This window comes from Pseudomonas sp. LS2P72, assembly GCF_054897865.1.
The window spans coordinates 2,301,690-2,319,366 of record NZ_CM142708.1; the positions used below are offsets into that span (position 1 = coordinate 2,301,690).

Consider the following 17,677-nt stretch of genomic DNA (forward strand, 5'->3'; position numbering starts at 1 on the left):
AGGTCCCTTGTGGGAGCGAGCCTGCTCGCGAAAGCGGTGTGTCAGCCAACATCTTTGTTGGATGTGAAGCCGCCTTCGCGAGCAGGCTCGCTCCCACACTGGGAACGATCAGCAGTTAATCGAGCAACGAAATCGCGGTTGGCGCATCGTTGCCGACCAGCGCCAGGTCTTCGAATTCGTTGACCGCGTTGATCTCGGTGCCCATGGAAATGTTAGTCACACGCTCCAGAATAATCTCGACGATCACCGGCACCTTGAACTCTTCGATCAGCTCCTGAGCCCGGCGCAGGGCAGGTTGGATCTCGCTCGGTTCGAACACACGCAGCGCCTTGCAGCCCAGGCCTTCGGCGACCGCGACGTGGTCGACACCGTAACCGTTGAGTTCCGGAGCGTTCAGGTTGTCGAAGGACAGCTGCACGCAGTAGTCCATGTCGAAACCGCGCTGAGCCTGACGAATCAGCCCCAGGTACGAGTTGTTCACCACCACGTGGATGTACGGCAGCTTGAACTGCGCGCCCACCGCCAATTCTTCGATCATGAACTGGAAGTCATAGTCGCCCGACAGCGCCACAACTTTACGGGTCGGATCAGCCTTGACCACGCCCAGCGCTGCAGGAATGGTCCAGCCCAGAGGACCGGCCTGACCGCAGTTGATCCAGTGACGCGGTTTGTAGACGTGCAGGAACTGCGCGCCGGCAATCTGCGACAGACCGATGGTGCTGACGTAGCACGTGTCTTTGCCAAACACCTGGTTCATTTCTTCGTAAACGCGTTGCGGCTTGACCGGCACGTTGTCGAAGTGAGTCTTGCGCTGCAGGCTGGATTTGCGCTGCTGGCAGTCTTGCAGCCAGGCGCTGCGGTTTTTCAGCTTGCCGGCGGCTTGCCATTCGCGAGCGACTTCGATGAACACGGTCAGTGCGGCAGCGGCGTCGGAAACGATGCCCAGGTCCGGGGTGAACACGCGGCCGATCTGAGTGCCTTCGATATCAACGTGAATGAACTTGCGGCCTTCGGTGTACACGTCCACGGAACCAGTGTGACGGTTGGCCCAACGGTTACCGATGCCGAGCACCACGTCGGATTTCAACAGGGTGGCGTTGCCGTAACGGTGCGAGGTTTGCAAGCCAACCATGCCGACCATCAACGGGTGATCGTCCGGAATGGTGCCCCAGCCCATCAGGGTCGGGATCACCGGAATACCGGTCAGCTCGGCGAATTCCACCAGCAACTCGCTGGCGTCGGCATTGATAATGCCGCCACCGGCCACCAGCAACGGACGCTCGGCCTGATCGAGCATGGCCAGCGCCTTCTCGATTTGCACGCGGTTAGCGGTTGGCTTGGCCAGCGGCAGTGGTTCGTAGGCGTCGATGTCGAATTCGATTTCAGCCATCTGCACGTCGAACGGAAGGTCGATCAGCACCGGGCCTGGACGGCCGGAGCGCATTTCGTAGAAGGCTTTCTGGAACGCGTAAGGCACCTGGCCCGGTTCCATGACGGTGGTTGCCCACTTGGTCACTGGCTTGACGATCGAGGTGATGTCGACAGCCTGGAAGTCTTCCTTGTGCATACGGGCGCGGGGTGCCTGGCCGGTAATGCAAAGAATCGGGATCGAGTCGGCCGAGGCGCTGTAGAGCCCGGTGACCATGTCGGTACCGGCAGGTCCCGAAGTGCCGATGCACACGCCGATGTTGCCGGCCTTCGTGCGGGTGTAGCCCTCGGCCATGTGCGAGGCGCCTTCAACGTGGCGAGCAAGGACGTGATCGATGCCACCGACCTTCTGCAAGGCGGAGTACAGCGGGTTGATCGCGGCGCCGGGGATGCCAAAAGCGGTATCAACCCCTTCACGGCGCATCACCAGAACGGCGGCTTCGATTGCTCTCATTTTGCTCATGGTTTTGTGCCTCTTACGTTTTGTAATTGTATACAAGTGGCTTTGCGCAGAGTGTATTCACGGCGGACGGCGCAGGTCAATCCATTTTCTCAAGCGGCCGTTTCATTCGTCGGAAGCCCGTTCTACTGTGGCTTTTCGTCGCATGTGGCGCTTTTCGAAAATTATTGTATACAAAAAAATAATTCATTGTGTTCTATTTGTTGCATAGGACTTCTGAACAAAACGCAGTCCAGCAGCTTTCCCTATAACAAAATGAGGACGGCACCATGAGCGCTTTAACCTTGAAAGTCGCAGTCAACCTGACCAATCAGGCTATCTCCGCAGGGCGTGCAATCTCGGCGGCTCCATTAACCATCGCAGTACTGGATGCAGGTGGGCATTTGGTCACCCTGCAGCGCGAAGACGGCGCCAGTCTGCTGCGCCCGCAGATCGCCATCGGCAAAGCCTGGGGCGCCATCGCCCTGGGCAAAGGCTCACGCCTGCTGGCGCTGGACGCGCAACAACGACCGGCGTTTATCGCCGCTTTGAACAGTCTGGGGCAGGGCAGCGTTGTGCCGGCACCGGGCGGTGTATTGATTCGGGATCAGGACGGGAATGTGCTGGGGGCTGTGGGTATCAGCGGTGATCTTTCTGATGTTGATGAGCAATGTGCGATCAACGCGATTGAGGCGTTGGGGTTGCAGGCGGATGCTGGGGTTACTGCTTGATTTGCGGTGACTGATTAACCGCTATCGCGAGCAGGCTCACTCCTACATGGATCGGGGTTGGACACAAAATGTCTGAACACAACAAATCCCCTGTAGGAGTGAGCCTGCTCGCGATCGCTGTCTACCAGACACATCCAGCCAACAGTCTGCCCCATCCACTTGAGTCCATAGAGCTAGCCTTCTCCTGATCTGATCATGGGAGGCAAAGGAATGCCGTATTTACCTGCAGCATACCGATTGCGAGTCGGGCGCTATGCCGAAGCCAATCGAATCTATCTGTTAACCACCAACACACTTCACCGGACCCCCGTTTTCAAGGATTTCACCTTGGGCAGGCTGGTCGTCGATCAATTTCGAAATGCACAGAATCTTGGATTGGCGCATTCACTTGCCTGGGTTGTCATGCCCGATCACTTTCATTGGCTGATTGAGTTGCAGGAGGGCTCGCTGGCTGGACTGATGCAAAGGACCAAATCGTTGAGTACCAAGGCAGTGAATCTGTCTACCGGTCGTGGCGTGAGTCTTTGGCAGCGAGGTTTTCATGATCGAGCGCTGCGTCGTGAAGAGGACTTGGTAAAGGTTGCCCGGTATGTTGTGGCTAACCCGTTGCGGGCCGGGTTGGTCGAGCGGCTTGGCGACTATCCTCTGTGGGATGCGATCTGGGTTTGATCCAAAAACCGAGTCGTCCCCATCGCCAGCAGGCTGGCTCCCACAGTGGATCATCTGAGTGTCAGAGATCCACTGTGGGAGCCAGCCTGCTGGCGATGGGGGCGCCGCGGTCTACCGATCAGGCTCACACCCCTTGAGCACCAACCGGATAATCGTCTGCGCCGCCGCTTCATAGTCGGCCTCGTCGAGCTTGGCCTTTCCGGTCACTGCGGAAATCTGCCAGTCGAAGTCGGCATAGGTCTGGGTCGCGGCCCAGATGCTGAACATCAGGTGGTTGGGGTCGATCGGGGCGATCTGGCCGCGGTCGATCCAGGTCTGGATGCAGTCGATGTTGTGCTTGGCCTGGCCGTTGAGCCGTTCAACCAGATCAGCGCTCAGGTGCGGCGCGCCGTGCATGATTTCGCTGGCGAACACCTTGGAGGCGAAGGGCAGGTCGCGGGAGATGCGGATTTTCGAGCGGATGTAGCCGCTCAGCACTTCACTCGGCACGCCATCGGCGTTGAACGGTGTCGAGGCCTGCAGAATCGGTTCGATGATGCTTTCCAGGACCTCGCGGTAGAGGTTTTCCTTGGATTTGAAGTAGTAGTAGACGTTGGGCTTGGGCAATCCCGCCTTGGCTGCGATGTCACTGGTTTTGGTCGCAGCGAAGCCCTTGTCGGCAAATTCTTCACTGGCGGCACGCAGGATCAGTTCTTTGTTGCGCTCGCGGATAGTGCTCATAAACCAGGGGGTTCCTTGCCTGTTCTGGCGGTTGCGCATGGTAGCACCGGCCTCGCGCGGCGCTCAAGAATGCCCCGTGGGGCACCCGGCCGCGTTATGCTGCGCGGCATCCATTCAAGAAGGAAACCTGATTCATGGCAGGAAGCAGTTTGCTGTTGCTGATCGACGACATCGCCGCGGTACTCGACGATGTGGCGTTGATGACCAAAATGGCCGCCAAGAAGACTGCCGGCGTGCTCGGCGACGATCTGGCGCTCAATGCCCAACAGGTTTCCGGCGTGCGTGCCGAGCGGGAAATCCCGGTGGTGTGGGCGGTGGCCAAGGGCTCGTTTCTCAACAAGCTGATCCTGGTGCCCTCGGCGTTGGCCATCAGCGCGTTCATTCCCTGGCTGGTCACGCCATTATTGATGATCGGCGGCGCTTACCTGTGTTTCGAAGGGTTCGAAAAACTGGCGCATAAATTCCTGCACAGCAAGGCTGAAGACCAGGCCGAGCATGCAGAACTGGTCGAGGCCGTGGCTGATCCGGCGGTCGATCTGGTGGCGTTCGAGAAAGACAAGATCAAGGGCGCCATCCGTACCGACTTCATTCTCTCGGCAGAAATCATCGCCATCACCCTCGGCACCGTGGCAGATGCTCCGCTGACCCAGCAAGTCATCGTCCTCTCGGGCATTGCCATCGTCATGACCGTCGGCGTGTATGGCCTGGTGGCCGGCATCGTCAAACTCGACGACCTCGGCTTGTGGATGACCCAGAAGCCTGGGCAGATCGCCAAAAGCATCGGTGGCGGAATCCTGCGTGCAGCTCCGTACATGATGAAAAGTCTATCGGTGATCGGCACGGCGGCGATGTTCCTGGTGGGTGGCGGAATTCTCACCCACGGCGTGCCGGTGGTTCATCACTGGATTGAAAGCGTCAGCGCAGGGGCGGGCGGCGCCGGGTTTGTCGTGCCGACGTTGCTGAATGCGGTGGCGGGGATTGTGGCGGGGGCGGTGGTGTTGGCCGGCGTCATGGCTGCGAGCAAAATCTGGCGTGTAGTCAAAAGCTGAACCTGTAGGAGCTGAGCTTGCTCGCGATGAGGCCATAACATTCGACATCTATGTCGGCTGTTACGCCGCCATCGCGAGCAAGCTCGGCTCCTACAGGAGAGGGTGGTGTCTGATCCATCGGGCATGAAAAAGGCCGTTCGATTCGCATCGAACGGCCTTTTTTGTCGCCGATGGAGTTACTCGGCGATCTGCAACTTGCGCGACTCGGTGTACACGTAGCGCACTTTCTCGTACTCGAACGGCGAGTTCAGCTGGCCATAGCGGAAGCCGGTCTGGTAGCGCTTGTCGACGCTACGCAGTAGCAAGACCTCAGGATGGTTGGAGCTGACCTCGGAGACGTTCAGGAAGTTGATCGCCGATTCCGCACTGAAGTCCACCACCAGACCGCCGGTGTCGCGGATGTTCGAAGGGCCGAGGATCGGCAACACGAAGTAGGCGCCGCTGGGTACACCGTAGAAGCCCAGCGTCTGGCCGAAGTCTTCGCTCTGGCGCGGCAGCCCCATGGCGGTGGCCGGGTCCCACAGGCCGGCGATGCCGACGGTGGTGTTGAGGAGCAGGCGCGCAGTGGTTTCCATCGAGCGCTGACCCTTGAACTGCAGCAGGCTGTTCAACAGGTTCGGCACGTCACCGAGGTTGTTGAAGAAGTTGCTGACACCGGTGCGCAGGAAACTCGGTGTGATGTAGCGATAGCCATCGACCACTGGCAGGAACACCCATTGGTCGAAGCGGTAGTTGAAGTGGTAGACGCGGCGGTTCCACACTTCCAGCGGGTCATAGATGTTCAGCGCGTTGAGCGTCGAGCGTTCGAACTCGCGCTGATCCAGCCCCGGGTTGAATTTGAGTTTGCTCAGCGGCTCCTTGAAGCCATCACTGTCAATCACGACCGGTACGTTGGCTTTGCTGTTGTCGGCATTGGCGACGCCTGCGCAGAGTAGCGCTGCGATAAGCAGGAGATATTTAGCCACGGAAGAACTCCAGCATGGCGTCGCTGTTGACGCGGTAATTAAGGTTGCCGCAATGGCCGCCCAGTGGATAAACGGTCAAGCGATCGCCAAAGGTCTTGCGCAGGAAGCCGAGGTCGCCAGGGCCGAGAATCACGTCGTCGGCGTTGTGCATGACGGCGATTTTCGGGCTGTCGTGCAGGTAGTCCTTGAGTGCATACAAACTGACCTGGTCGATCAGTTGCAGCAGGCTGCCGCCGTCGGTGCGGGCGCGCCACATCGGGATGACCTGTTCGGTGATGTAGCAGTCGAAGTCGCACTGCAGCGCGCGTTTGAGGAACGGCGTGAGGGTGGTGCCTTCGGTGATCGGGTATTTCTGTGGAATGATCAGGCCGCGACGGTTGATCAGGTCCGAGGTGAAGGCAATGTCGGCTGCCGAGAAGCGGAACGAGGTGCCGATCAGCATGGCCATCTGTTCGTTGCTCAGGTGCTGCTTGGACTGCTGGAAGTCGTAGAGCAGCGCATCGTTGAGGTCGATGTAGCCTTTCTGCTGGAAGTAGCGGGTCAGTTTGTCCAGCACCAGCTCATAGAACGTGGTGCTGTTGTTGATGCCCTTGACCTCGGTCTGGACCAGCTTGTCCAGGTTGGTAATCGAGGTGTAGAGGTTGACCGGCGGGTTGAGCAGCAAGACTTTCTTGAAATTGAAGCTGCGGCGGGTTTCATCCAGGTGTGCGACAAATGCCGCGTCCAATGCACCCAGGCTGTAGCCGGTCAGGTAGTAATCGGTAACGTTCACATTCGGGTTTTGTGCGCGCACGGCCTGCATCACCCGGTACATGTCTTCGGCGTCTTCCTTGGTGATGCCGGGTGTGGCGAAGCGTGAGGCGGCACTCATGAAGTCGAAGCTGGTGGGCGATGACAGTTGCACCACGTGGTAGCCGGCCTTGTAGTAGAGCTTCTTCAGGTATTCGTTATGGGTACTGTCATAGCGCGCGCCGGTGCCGGCGATCAGGAAGATCAGCGGTGCAGCTTTATCTTGTGTGGCGATGCGGTAGGTGAGTTTCTTCACCGGCCAGAAGTTGTCCGGCAAATCGAATTCACGCTCCGGGCGTAACGTGACGCTGCGGGTTTCCTGATCGATGTCATCGTCCAGCGGTAACTCCGGACGCAAGTGCGGCGGTGTCGTGGCGATGGTCGCCTCGAACGGGTTGGTCAAGGGGTAGCCATAGCTGGCAGCGTCGATATCGACGGCCAGTGCGGACGCACTCAAAATAAGGCCGCCAAACAGGGCGGCGAAGCGCAAGGAACGGAGCATGACTAGATCCCTTAGAGAAAGGTGCCGAATGAAGTTCGCAGGCTATGACCGCGGGGTGTGCGCCAAAGTGCCATGGATCGGCACCAATCAGGCCTAAATTCGGAGTAATGGTAGCTGGACGATACACTTTGCAGCTATTTCGTGACTAATTATCTCTTGCACGCGTTTGCTTACCGCTGGCGGAGGATTAAGCTGGCCGCCGTTTTCGATTACTGGAGTGCTACATGTCCCGCCGTCTGCCTGTGATTCTTCTGCTCGTTCTCCTGCCGTTATGGCTGGCCGCCAGTTATGGCGCGCGTTATGGCTTTATGGAGGATGCTCAATGGGTCGGCATCTGCGTGGATGAAGCGAGCCGCTGGGAATGCCAGGTTCGTTCGAGCCTGGGCCTGATGATTCACTTCAACGTCTTGGGCTTCGTGGCATTGGCGGCAGCGGTTATCGGTTTTGTGCTCCCGGGCCGGGCAGGGTGGTGGTTGGCCGTGCTGGCGTTGGTGTTCGGGTTTCCGGCGTTGGCGTTGTACAACACGACTTTGGCTGTTTTTGCGGTGGTGATTGCCGGGTTGCGGTTGGTTCGAGCGTCTCGTAGCGCCTGACAGTCAGTCTTCGCGGGCAAGTCGGGTCGCCGCATCGCTCGCTCCTACAGTATTTCGCCGTTCATCAATGCTGTGACCGACATAAATCTGTAGGAGCGAGCGATGCGGCGACCCGACTTGCCCGCGATGAGGCCGTGGCGGGCGCTGAAAATTTATCCTTTGCGAACCCGCAAGCTGCGCCACAACGCTGCAACCATCAACACACTCACCAGTGCCCAACCCCAGGCCTGCTGATTCTGCAAACCTTCACGATACAGCTGCGGCGCAATGCCAGCACCGATGATGAAGGTCAGCAGGGCTATCTCCCGACGCGGGACGCTCACCGGTCGGCACAGATAGACCAGTGCCGGCAGGATGAATGCGACACTCGGGAAGCTGCGATAACGCGGATCGAACACCAGTTCCAGCATCGTCACCGCAGCGGCAAACCCGGCCACAGCGAGCAACCAGCCCGCCCGACGTTCCAGCGCATTGAATGCCCGTTCACGCCAGCCAGTGCGAGCGCTCAGGGTCAGTGCCGCATGGGCCAGCACCAACACATTCAACGCCGTCAGCAAAGCGACCCACAACCATTCACTGGTAAACCGCGTGGTGACACGGGCCAGGTCGCCCCAGGCGCCGATCGAGCAAGCGGCCAGCGCACCCAGCAGCGGTAGAACCAATGCTGCGCGAGTGCTGCGCACACGGCCGCCGAGGATCAGCGTGCCGAGGAAGATCAAGCCACCGACCGCCAGCCACTGCGTCCAGTACGGTACGTTCGACACTGGACCTGCCAGCACGCCCTTGTCCTGGCGATCGGCATCGAACAGCCCCCAGTAACCACCGACGGCACCTTCGCTGGCGCGTTTCCACGGCTGGTCGAAGGCTTCGATCAGGTTGTAATGCCAGCCTTGCTGCTCGGCCATGATGACAAAAGCGCGAATGAACTTGGCTTCATTGACCCGGCTTGGCAGGGCGGTTTCACGCTGACGGCCTTCACTGGGCCAGCCGGTTTCGCCAATCATCACGTCCTTGGGTGCGAACTTGTTGCCGAACACCTGACGTACTTCGGCCACATGCTGCAGGGCGGCGTCGATATTCGACGGGTCATCTTCCCAGTAAGGCAACAAATGGATGGTCAGGAAATCCACCGCCGGGGCAATTTCCGGGTGCTTGAGCCAGAACTCCCAGACGTCGGCGTAAGTGACAGGCTGTTTGACCTGGCTTTTGACTTTGTTAATGAGCTTGGCCAACTGCGCGCCGGTGATTTCCTTGCGCAACAGGGTTTCGTTGCCGACGATCACCGAGGTCACCACGTCCGCGTTGGCGTTGGCCGAGGCGATCAGCAGATCGACTTCCTTGACGGTGTCAATCGGGTTGCTGTTGACCCAGGCGCCGATCATCAGTTTCAGCCCGTGCTTGCGCGCCAGGTCGGGCACGGCCTCGAGGCCGGTCATGGAATAGGTACGGATGCATTCGAAGCTTTTGGCCAGCAGCGCGAGGTCGGCGTCCATGCGCTCGGGGCGCAGCTTGAACGGCTGATCGAACGGCGATTGGTCCTTGTCGAACGGGGTATAGGAGGCGCATTGCAGCTTGTGCGTCGCGCTGGCCACGTCCGGCAGCAGCACCGGTTTGCCGAGGCCGTACCAGAAACCACCCAAGGCAAAAAGCCCCAACAGGCAGGCGAATAGATAAGCAAAAAAAGGAAAGCGGGATGTCGCGGGCATGGTCAGGCCGTCTGGGAGCAAAGCCGCGCATGTTACCTTCATTTGCCGCGTGCTTGGTGGCCTGCATACTTTTGACATGCAAAGTTTGGACGGATTGGCCGGCGGGCTTCCGGTGGTCTAGATTAATGGCGTTCTGATGTCGTTTCTCGATGCCTTGAGGTCGCTGGCAGAGAAGGTCGCCATTGTCTTGAGGTTGATTATCGACGCATCAGTGCTCTCATAGATCAATCGCGCTGATGTTCGGACGAGTTTGCGGTGGGCGTGATGGGGGCGCTGTGCACCATAACAATACGTTGACGCGACTCGGCATCCGTCGAGCGCAGCACTTTCGGGGAAGTAACGATGAAGATGCGACGACTCTTGGGCGCAGGTGCCGCTTTGGTGCTGGCGATCAGTTCTACTGTTGCCAGCGCCGAAGGCAAGGCAGTGACTATCGGTTATGTCGACGGCTGGTCGGACAGTGTCGCCACGACCAACGTGGCCGCTGAAGTGATCAGGCAGAAACTCGGTTATGACGTGAAACTGCAAGCAGTTGCCACCGGGATCATGTGGCAGGGTGTGGCCACTGGCAAACTCGATGCCATGATGTCTGCGTGGCTGCCGGTGACTCATGGTGAATACTGGACCAAGAATAAAGATCAAGTCGTCGATTACGGTCCGAACTTCAAGGACGCGAGAATTGGCCTGATCGTGCCAGAGTACGTCAAGGCCAAGTCTATTGCCGATCTGAAAACCGACGACAGCTTCAAAAATCGTATCGTCGGTATCGATGCCGGTTCAGGCGTGATGCTCAAAACCGATCAGGCCATCAAGGATTACGGTCTGGACAACTACACCCTCAAGGCCAGTTCCGGCGCCGGCATGATTGCCGAGCTGACCCGTGCCGAGAAGAAGAACGAATCCATTGCCGTCACCGGTTGGGTGCCGCACTGGATGTTCGCCAAGTGGAAACTGCGCTTCCTGGATGACCCGAAAGGCGTTTATGGCGCGGCTGAAACAGTAAACAACATCGGCAGCAAAGAACTGGCAACCAAGGCTCCGGAAGTTGCCAAGTTCCTGAAGAACTTCCAGTGGGCGTCGAAAGACGAGATCGGCGAAGTCATGTTGGCGATTCAGGATGGTGCCAAACCTGAAGCCGCCGCCAAGGATTGGATAGCCAAACACCCGGAACGTGTTGCAGATTGGACCAAATGATTTGAGCTGAAGCGTCTAGTCAGCACCTTACAGGGCCGCTTGGTATCACTGCCAAGCGGCCCTTTGCATATCCGTAGGAGTACGGCTTGCCGGCGATGGCGCGCTCAAGATTGCCATCGCCGGCAAGCCGTGCTCCTACAGGGGCAAAAAAACCGTCATGTCGTTCTAATACTAAGGTCGTCTGGAATCAGTTCCGTAGCCGCATAGAGTGGATAACGTTCCAACTTCATCTGTGCTGCGAGGATAAAAACAATGAACGACAGCATTTACCTCTCGATTCAAAACAGCCCGCGCTTCAAGGAGCTGGTTAGTAAGCGAGAAAAGTTCGCCTGGATTCTTTCGGCGATCATGCTTGGGCTTTACTCCGGATTCATCCTTTTGATTGCTTACGGGCCGCACATTCTGGGCGCGAAAATCAGCCCTGAATCATCGATTACGTGGGGCATACCGATCGGCGTCGGGCTGATTCTCTCAGCCTTCGTCCTGACCGGGATCTACGTGCGACGCGCCAACGGCGAATTCGACGACCTGAACAATCTGATTCTCAAGGAGGCTCAGCAATGATCCGGCGTCTATTGGCTCTATTGAGTGTTGCAGCATTCGCACCGGGTGCCTGGGCGGCTGACGCCCTGACTGGCGCCGTCCAAAAACAACCGCTTAACGTCGCCGCGATCCTGATGTTTGTGGCGTTCGTCGGCGCGACTTTGTATATCACTTACTGGGCCTCCAAGAAAAACAACTCGGCGGCCGACTACTATGCGGCCGGCGGCAAGATCACCGGTTTCCAGAACGGTCTGGCGATTGCCGGTGACTACATGTCCGCGGCGTCCTTCCTGGGTATTTCCGCTCTGGTGTTCACCTCCGGCTACGACGGCCTGATCTACTCGATCGGCTTCCTGGTGGGCTGGCCGATCATTCTGTTCCTGATCGCCGAGCGCCTGCGTAACCTGGGTAAATACACCTTTGCCGACGTAGCGTCCTACCGCCTTGGGCAAACCCAGATTCGCTCGCTGTCCGCTTGCGGTTCGCTGGTGGTGGTGGCGTTCTACCTGATTGCGCAAATGGTGGGTGCCGGCAAGCTGATCCAGTTGCTGTTCGGTCTGGATTACCACATAGCGGTGATCCTGGTCGGTGTCCTGATGTGCCTGTACGTGCTGTTCGGCGGCATGCTGGCGACCACTTGGGTGCAAATCATCAAGGCGGTGCTGTTGCTGTCCGGCGCTTCGTTCATGGCGCTGATGGTGATGAAGCACGTCAACTTCGACTTCAACACGCTGTTCTCCGAGGCGATCAAGGTTCACGCCAAAGGCGAAGCGATCATGAGCCCCGGCGGTCTGGTGAAAGACCCGGTCTCGGCGTTCTCCCTTGGCCTGGCACTGATGTTCGGTACCGCTGGCCTGCCGCACATCCTGATGCGCTTCTTCACCGTGAGCGACGCAAAAGAAGCTCGCAAGAGCGTGCTGTATGCAACCGGCTTCATTGGCTACTTCTATATCCTGACCTTCATCATCGGCTTCGGCGCGATCCTGCTGGTCAGCACCAACCCGGCCTTTAAAGATGCGGCTGGCGCGCTGTTGGGCGGCAACAACATGGCGGCGGTGCACCTGGCCAACGCGGTGGGTGGCAGTATTTTCCTGGGCTTCATCTCGGCGGTAGCGTTCGCAACCATTCTGGCGGTAGTAGCCGGTCTGACCCTGGCCGGTGCTTCGGCGGTGTCTCACGACCTGTATGCCAGCGTGATCAAGAAAGGCAAGGCTAACGAGAAGGACGAGATCCGAGTCTCGAAAATCACCACTATCGCTTTGGCGGTGCTGGCGATCGGTCTGGGCATTCTGTTCGAAAGCCAGAACATCGCGTTCATGGTAGGCCTTGCGTTCTCCATCGCGGCGAGCTGTAACTTCCCGGTGCTGCTGCTTTCCATGTACTGGAAGAAGCTGACCACTCGCGGTGCGATGATCGGTGGCTGGTTGGGTCTGATCAGTGCCGTTGGTTTGATGGTCCTTGGGCCAACCATCTGGGTGCAGATCCTGCATCACGAGAAGGCTATCTTCCCGTATGAGTACCCGGCGCTGTTCTCGATGATCATTGCCTTTGTAGGGATCTGGTTCTTCTCGATCACTGACAAGTCCAAGGCGGCTGACAATGAGCGGGCGCTGTTCTACCCGCAGTTTGTTCGTTCGCAGACGGGCTTGGGGGCGAGTGGGGCGGTTGCTCACTAAGGCTTCAGGTTTGCCTATATAAGCTGCGTTAAACAGAAATGCCCCGGTCGAGAGATCGGGGCTTTTTTTGTTGGGCGGTGATCGGGCTCTGTGGGGGCTGTGGCTGGCTTACTCGCGAAGGCTGTTTCGCGGCGCGGATCAACGTTGATAGAGGCGCCGATGGAGGAAGCTGCGGGTTTACGGAGAGGCTCAGGGCGTGAAGGGGCGGGTAGATCAAAGTCAAAAGCTAAAGCTAAAGCTAAAGCCAAAGAAAGATCAACAGCCCTCAAGCGCTCACGCACTGATCGTTCCCACGCTTTGCGTGGGAATGCCGCCGGGGACGCTCCGCGTTCCGCTGTCGACGCAAGGCTCGAGCCCTGCGCAGGGGGGGGGGCGCAGAGCGTCACGGGATGCATTCCCACGCAGAGCGTGGGAATGAACAGGTTCATCACACAAACAAAAACGGCCTCTATATAAATAGAGGCCGTTCCCGGTGCAACTCAAGACGTTATCGCAAGACAGGTCTTATTTGCGGTCTTCCAGCTTGGTGATATCACGCGACTCGTAGCCGGTGTACAGCTGGCGCGGACGGCCAATCTTGTACGGGCTGGAGAGCATTTCTTTCCAGTGGGAGATCCAGCCGACAGTCCGCGCCAAAGCGAAGATCACGGTGAACATGCTGGTTGGAATGCCGATCGCCTTGAGGATGATCCCCGAGTAGAAGTCGACGTTCGGGTACAGCGAGCGTTCGATGAAGTACGGGTCGGTCAGGGCGATCTCTTCCAGGCGCATGGCCAGTTCGAGTTGCGGATCGTTGGTGATGCCCAGTTCTTTCAGCACTTCGTCGCAGGTCTGCTTCATGACGGTTGCGCGTGGGTCGCGGTTTTTGTAAACCCGGTGACCGAAGCCCATCAGTTTGAACGGATCATTCTTGTCCTTGGCCTTGGCGATGTACTTGTCGATGTTCGACACATCGCCAATTTCATCGAGCATGGTCAGAACAGCTTCGTTCGCGCCGCCGTGGGCAGGGCCCCACAGTGCAGCGATGCCGGCGGCGATACAGGCGAACGGGTTGGCACCCGAAGAACCGGCCAGGCGTACGGTGGAAGTCGATGCGTTCTGCTCGTGGTCGGCATGGAGGATGAAGATCTTGTCCATGGCGTTGGCGAGTACCGGGCTGATCGGTTTGATCTCGCACGGGGTGTTGAACATCATGTGCAGGAAGTTTTCCGCGTACGTCAGGTCGTTGCGCGGGTACATCATGGGTTGCCCCATCGAGTACTTGTAAACCATCGCTGCCAGGGTCGGCATCTTGGCAACCAGGCGGATCGCGGAGATTTCGCGATGCTGCGGGTTATTGATGTCCAGGGAGTCGTGGTAGAAGGCCGAGAGGGCGCCGACTACACCGCACATGACGGCCATCGGGTGGGCGTCGCGACGGAAACCGTTGAAGAACGTCTTCAGCTGCTCGTGAACCATGGTGTGGTTCTTCACGGTGCTGACGAACTGGGCCTTCTGTTCTGCGGTCGGCAATTCGCCGTTGAGCAGCAGATAGCAGGTTTCCAGGTAGTCCGACTTTTCAGCCAGCTGTTCGATCGGGTAGCCGCGGTGCAGCAGGATGCCGTTGTCGCCGTCGATATAGGTGATCTTCGACTCGCAGGAAGCTGTCGACATGAAACCAGGGTCAAAGGTGAAACGGCCCGTGGCCGTCAGGCCCCGAACATCGATAACATCGGGACCAACGGTGCCGGTTAAAATGGGCAGCTCGACGGGGGCTGCGCCCTCGATGATCAACTGCGCTTTTTTGTCAGCCATGTGGCCTCCTATTTATGCTTGAAATCATCAGACAGACCCCCCACGCAGGGCCCGCACCACTATAGTGAGATAAATTCGAATGTCAATTTGCCTAAAGTCTTGCTCCAGAAGGCTTTAACCGGACTTTTTCCTCGAAATTGACTGCCATTTACGCCTTTTATACGACTTGTGCAATGAGCTATTAGGGGAAGGCGATTGCGTTGTCATTAGTAGCCTAACTGTCTATACTCGGCCTCCGACCGCCAGGGGCTTTTGGGCCTGCTTTACTGGGGGTCGCACTCCCTGGGTGGTGGGTACCTGACCAGTGCACTCCCCAACAACTTTGCCCTGATTGTTAGGGGCTCTTCAGTGTGAAAAAAAGCCGTGAATAGCCAACGACCTGTAAACCTAGACCTAAGGACCATCAAACTCCCAGTCACTGCTTACACGTCCATTCTTCACCGAATCTCCGGAATCATCCTCTTTGTCAGCCTGGCCATCATGCTTTATGCATTGGACAAGTCGCTCGACTCGGAAGAAGGCTTCGGTCAGGTGAAAGCGTGTCTGACCAGTCCGCTAGCCAAGCTAGTGACATGGGGCATCCTGTCCGCCTTGCTGTATCACCTGGTTGCCGGTGTGCGCCACTTGATGATGGACATGGGCATCGGCGAGTCGCTTGAGGGCGGCAAACTGGGCTCGAAAATCGTTATCGCCGTTTCCGTGGTGGTAATCGTTCTGGCAGGAGTTTGGATATGGTAACTAACGTCACGAACCTGTCGCGTTCGGGCCTCTATGACTGGATGGCACAGCGTGTGTCGGCGGTCGTTCTCGCGGCTTACTTCATCTTCCTGATCGGATACGTCGTCGCCAACCCTGGCATCGGCTACGCCCAATGGCATGAACTGTTCGCAAGCAACTGGATGCGTATTTTCAGTCTCCTGGCCCTCGTTGCCCTCGGCGCTCACGCCTGGGTCGGCATGTGGACCATCGCGACCGACTACCTGACGCCAATGGCGCTGGGCAAGTCCGCGACTGCAGTACGTTTCCTCTTCCAGGCGGTATGCGGCGTCGCGATGTTCGCGTTCTTCGTCTGGGGTGTGCAGATTCTTTGGGGTATCTGATTCATGTCTAATACAGTTAATACGCTTTCGTTCGACGCCATCATCATTGGCGGCGGCGGCGCTGGTATGCGTGCTGCTCTACAGCTGGCACAGGGCGGTCACAAGACTGCCGTAGTTACCAAGGTTTTCCCGACTCGTTCGCACACTGTATCCGCTCAGGGTGGCATCACCTGCGCCATCGCTTCGGCAGATCCGAATGATGACTGGCGCTGGCACATGTACGACACCGTCAAGGGTTCCGATTATATCGGTGACCAGGACGCTATCGAATACATGTGTTCCGTAGGCCCGGAAGCGGTCTTCGAACTCGAGCACATGGGCTTGCCGTTCTCCCGTACCGAACAAGGTCGCATCTATCAGCGTCCGTTCGGCGGTCAGTCGAAAGACTTCGGTAAAGGTGGCCAGGCTGCACGTACGTGCGCCGCTGCCGACCGTACCGGTCACGCACTGCTGCACACCCTGTACCAGGCCAACCTGAAGGCCGGCACTGTATTCCTCAACGAATACTACGGTGTCGACCTGGTAAAGAACGAAGATGGTGCCTTTGTCGGCATGATCGTCATCTGCATCGAAACCGGCGAAACTTCTTACGTTCGCGCTAACGCCACTGTACTGGCGACTGGCGGTGCAGGTCGTATCTACTCGTCCACCACCAATGCCCTGATCAATACCGGTGACGGCGTCGGCATGGCTCTGCGTGCTGGCGTGCCGGTACAAGACATTGAAATGTGGCAGTTCCACCCGACCGGCATCGCCGGCGCCGGTGTACTGGTGACTGAAGGTTGCCGCGGTGAAGGCGGTTACCTGATCAACAAGCACGGCGAGCGTTTCATGGAGCGTTATGCTCCGAACGCCAAAGACCTTGCTGGTCGTGACGTTGTTGCTCGCTCGATGGTTAAAGAAATCATCGCCGGCAACGGTTGCGGTCCGGATGGCGACCACGTAATGCTGAAACTTGATCACCTCGGTGAAGAAGTTCTGCACAGCCGTCTGCCAGGCATCATGGAACTGTCCAAGACCTTCGCCCACGTCGATCCAGCCGTGTCGCCGATTCCGGTCGTTCCAACCTGCCACTATATGATGGGCGGTGTGCCGACCAACATTCACGGTCAGGCAATCACTCAGGATGAAAACGGCGTTGACCAGATCATCCCGGGCCTGTTCGCAGTAGGCGAAGTGGCCTGCGTATCGGTTCACGGTGCCAACCGTCTGGGTGGCAACTCGTTGCTCGACCTGGTGGTATTCGGTCGTGCAGCCGGCCTGTTCCTGGAACAGACCCTGAAAGAAGGCGTCGACTATACCCGCGCTCGCCAGTCCGACATCGACGCTGCCCTGGCACGTCTCGATGGCCTGAACTCGCGTACCGAAGGCGAAGACGTCGCCACCCTGCGTAAAGAGCTGCAAAGCTGCATGCAGAACTACTTCGGTGTATTCCGTACCGGCGAATACATGCAGAAGGGTATTGCTCAGCTGGCTGATCTGCGTGGCCGTATCGCCAACGTCAAGATCAACGACAAGAGCCAGGCGTTCAACACCGCTCGTATCGAAGCACTGGAATTGCAGAACCTGCTGGAAGTGGCCGAAGCTACCGCCATCGCCGCAGAGATCCGCAAAGAGTCCCGCGGCGCTCACGCCCGTGAAGACTACGAAGATCGCGACGACGAAAACTGGCTGTGCCACACCCTGTACTTCCCGGGTGACAAGCGCGTAACCAAGCGTGCTGTGAACTTCTCGCCGAAGACTGTTCCGACTTTTGAACCTAAGATTCGGACTTATTAA

Annotated in this window: 16 protein-coding genes; 10 read left to right on the forward strand and 6 right to left on the reverse strand. The window is 58.1% G+C overall.

Translation table 11 applies throughout. The features are described 5' to 3' along the window. Positions 1-115: 115 nt before the first annotated feature. Positions 116-1,891: a glyoxylate carboligase gene (gene gcl, locus ACYZUA_RS10690; RefSeq protein WP_461963063.1), complete on the reverse strand. Its 1,776-nt coding sequence runs from the start codon at positions 1,889-1,891 to the stop codon at positions 116-118. Between the two features lie 266 nt (positions 1,892-2,157). Between gcl and ACYZUA_RS10695 the strand changes: the two genes are divergently transcribed. Beyond that, positions 2,158-2,598 (forward strand): GlcG/HbpS family heme-binding protein, encoded by a 441-nt coding sequence (locus ACYZUA_RS10695; RefSeq protein ID WP_056742051.1) that lies wholly within the window; start codon positions 2,158-2,160, stop codon positions 2,596-2,598. Positions 2,599-2,808: 210 nt separating this feature from the next. Beyond that, positions 2,809-3,267 carry an REP-associated tyrosine transposase gene (locus ACYZUA_RS10700; RefSeq protein ID WP_461963064.1) on the forward strand — a complete coding sequence of 153 codons (459 nt, stop codon included), beginning with the start codon at positions 2,809-2,811 and terminating at the stop codon, positions 3,265-3,267. A gap of 111 nt (positions 3,268-3,378) precedes the next feature. Here the strand turns inward: ACYZUA_RS10700 and ACYZUA_RS10705 are convergent, their stop codons facing one another. Continuing rightward, the gene (locus ACYZUA_RS10705; RefSeq protein WP_046054318.1) at positions 3,379-3,987 is read right to left on the reverse strand and encodes a TetR/AcrR family transcriptional regulator; all 609 of its coding nucleotides are present in this window, start codon (positions 3,985-3,987) and stop codon (positions 3,379-3,381) included. 134 nt (positions 3,988-4,121) lie between these two features. On the opposite strand from ACYZUA_RS10705, the gene ACYZUA_RS10710 reads away from it, so the two are divergent. Next, complete coding sequence (locus ACYZUA_RS10710; RefSeq protein ID WP_461963065.1) at positions 4,122-5,036, forward strand: DUF808 domain-containing protein; 915 nt, start codon at positions 4,122-4,124, stop codon at positions 5,034-5,036. Positions 5,037-5,212: 176 nt separating this feature from the next. Here ACYZUA_RS10710 and ACYZUA_RS10715 read toward each other — a convergent pair whose 3' ends face one another. Together ACYZUA_RS10715 and ACYZUA_RS10720 are read right to left on the reverse strand one after the other, a co-directional pair. Continuing rightward, the gene (locus tag ACYZUA_RS10715) at positions 5,213-6,001 is read right to left on the reverse strand and encodes an MlaA family lipoprotein (RefSeq protein WP_461963066.1); all 789 of its coding nucleotides are present in this window, start codon (positions 5,999-6,001) and stop codon (positions 5,213-5,215) included. Continuing rightward, a complete protein-coding gene (locus ACYZUA_RS10720) occupies positions 5,994-7,292 on the reverse strand; it encodes a serine/threonine protein kinase (RefSeq protein ID WP_461963067.1) in 1,299 nt (432 codons plus the stop codon). The genes ACYZUA_RS10715 and ACYZUA_RS10720 overlap by 8 nt, the downstream gene beginning before the upstream one ends. A gap of 224 nt (positions 7,293-7,516) precedes the next feature. Between ACYZUA_RS10720 and ACYZUA_RS10725 the strand changes: the two genes are divergently transcribed. After that, a complete protein-coding gene (locus ACYZUA_RS10725; protein WP_461963068.1) occupies positions 7,517-7,885 on the forward strand; it encodes a hypothetical protein in 369 nt (122 codons plus the stop codon). 152 nt (positions 7,886-8,037) lie between these two features. Here the strand turns inward: ACYZUA_RS10725 and ACYZUA_RS10730 are convergent, their stop codons facing one another. Then, positions 8,038-9,633, reverse strand: a complete 1,596-nt coding sequence (locus ACYZUA_RS10730; RefSeq protein WP_461963069.1) for a glycoside hydrolase family 17 protein — start codon at positions 9,631-9,633, stop codon at positions 8,038-8,040. A 300-nt stretch (positions 9,634-9,933) separates the two neighbouring features. On the opposite strand from ACYZUA_RS10730, the gene ACYZUA_RS10735 reads away from it, so the two are divergent. The 3 genes from ACYZUA_RS10735 to ACYZUA_RS10745 all read left to right on the forward strand — a co-directional run bounded on the left by ACYZUA_RS10735 (position 9,934) and on the right by ACYZUA_RS10745 (position 13,004). Continuing rightward, entirely contained in the window at positions 9,934-10,785 is an 852-nt protein-coding gene (locus ACYZUA_RS10735) for a glycine betaine ABC transporter substrate-binding protein (RefSeq protein WP_461963070.1), read from the forward strand. A 252-nt stretch (positions 10,786-11,037) separates the two neighbouring features. Beyond that, a complete protein-coding gene (locus ACYZUA_RS10740; RefSeq protein WP_461963071.1) occupies positions 11,038-11,349 on the forward strand; it encodes a DUF485 domain-containing protein in 312 nt (103 codons plus the stop codon). Continuing rightward, on the forward strand, positions 11,346-13,004 hold the full coding sequence (locus ACYZUA_RS10745; RefSeq protein ID WP_461963072.1) for a cation acetate symporter: 1,659 nt from the start codon (positions 11,346-11,348) through the stop codon (positions 13,002-13,004). Before ACYZUA_RS10740 ends, ACYZUA_RS10745 begins: the two co-directional genes overlap by 4 nt. Before the next feature lie 504 nt (positions 13,005-13,508). Here the strand turns inward: ACYZUA_RS10745 and gltA are convergent. Beyond that, complete coding sequence (gene gltA, locus ACYZUA_RS10750; RefSeq protein ID WP_008148584.1) at positions 13,509-14,798, reverse strand: citrate synthase; 1,290 nt, start codon at positions 14,796-14,798, stop codon at positions 13,509-13,511. A 363-nt stretch (positions 14,799-15,161) separates the two neighbouring features. Between gltA and sdhC the strand changes: the two genes are divergently transcribed. From sdhC to sdhA, 3 genes are read left to right on the forward strand one after another with little or no spacing between them, the layout of a single operon-like run. Continuing rightward, positions 15,162-15,536, forward strand: coding sequence for a succinate dehydrogenase, cytochrome b556 subunit (gene sdhC, locus ACYZUA_RS10755; RefSeq protein ID WP_033053500.1), 375 nt, complete (start codon positions 15,162-15,164; stop codon positions 15,534-15,536). Then, a complete protein-coding gene (sdhD, locus tag ACYZUA_RS10760; protein WP_461963073.1) occupies positions 15,530-15,898 on the forward strand; it encodes a succinate dehydrogenase, hydrophobic membrane anchor protein in 369 nt (122 codons plus the stop codon). Before sdhC ends, sdhD begins: the two co-directional genes overlap by 7 nt. A gap of 3 nt (positions 15,899-15,901) precedes the next feature. After that, positions 15,902-17,677: a succinate dehydrogenase flavoprotein subunit gene (gene sdhA / locus ACYZUA_RS10765; RefSeq protein WP_095130074.1), complete on the forward strand. Its 1,776-nt coding sequence runs from the start codon at positions 15,902-15,904 to the stop codon at positions 17,675-17,677.

Bases quoted from the DNA above. Each gene is read 5' to 3' on its own strand.
- ACYZUA_RS10700 (WP_461963064.1), top strand. From the start codon at position 2,809: ATGCCGTATTTACCTGCAGCATACCGATTGCGAGTCGGGCGCTATGCC.
- ACYZUA_RS10735 (WP_461963070.1), top strand. From the start codon at position 9,934: ATGAAGATGCGACGACTCTTGGGCGCAGGTGCCGCTTTGGTGCTGGCG.
- sdhD (WP_461963073.1), top strand. From the start codon at position 15,530: ATGGTAACTAACGTCACGAACCTGTCGCGTTCGGGCCTCTATGACTGG.
- ACYZUA_RS10705 (WP_046054318.1), bottom strand. From the start codon at position 3,987: ATGAGCACTATCCGCGAGCGCAACAAAGAACTGATCCTGCGTGCCGCC.
- ACYZUA_RS10720 (WP_461963067.1), bottom strand. From the start codon at position 7,292: ATGCTCCGTTCCTTGCGCTTCGCCGCCCTGTTTGGCGGCCTTATTTTG.
- ACYZUA_RS10730 (WP_461963069.1), bottom strand. From the start codon at position 9,633: ATGAAGGTAACATGCGCGGCTTTGCTCCCAGACGGCCTGACCATGCCC.
- ACYZUA_RS10745 (WP_461963072.1), top strand. From the start codon at position 11,346: ATGATCCGGCGTCTATTGGCTCTATTGAGTGTTGCAGCATTCGCACCG.
- gcl (WP_461963063.1), bottom strand. From the start codon at position 1,891: ATGAGCAAAATGAGAGCAATCGAAGCCGCCGTTCTGGTGATGCGCCGT.
- ACYZUA_RS10740 (WP_461963071.1), top strand. From the start codon at position 11,038: ATGAACGACAGCATTTACCTCTCGATTCAAAACAGCCCGCGCTTCAAG.
- ACYZUA_RS10710 (WP_461963065.1), top strand. From the start codon at position 4,122: ATGGCAGGAAGCAGTTTGCTGTTGCTGATCGACGACATCGCCGCGGTA.
- gltA (WP_008148584.1), bottom strand. From the start codon at position 14,798: ATGGCTGACAAAAAAGCGCAGTTGATCATCGAGGGCGCAGCCCCCGTC.
- ACYZUA_RS10695 (WP_056742051.1), top strand. From the start codon at position 2,158: ATGAGCGCTTTAACCTTGAAAGTCGCAGTCAACCTGACCAATCAGGCT.
- sdhA (WP_095130074.1), top strand. From the start codon at position 15,902: ATGTCTAATACAGTTAATACGCTTTCGTTCGACGCCATCATCATTGGC.
- ACYZUA_RS10725 (WP_461963068.1), top strand. From the start codon at position 7,517: ATGTCCCGCCGTCTGCCTGTGATTCTTCTGCTCGTTCTCCTGCCGTTA.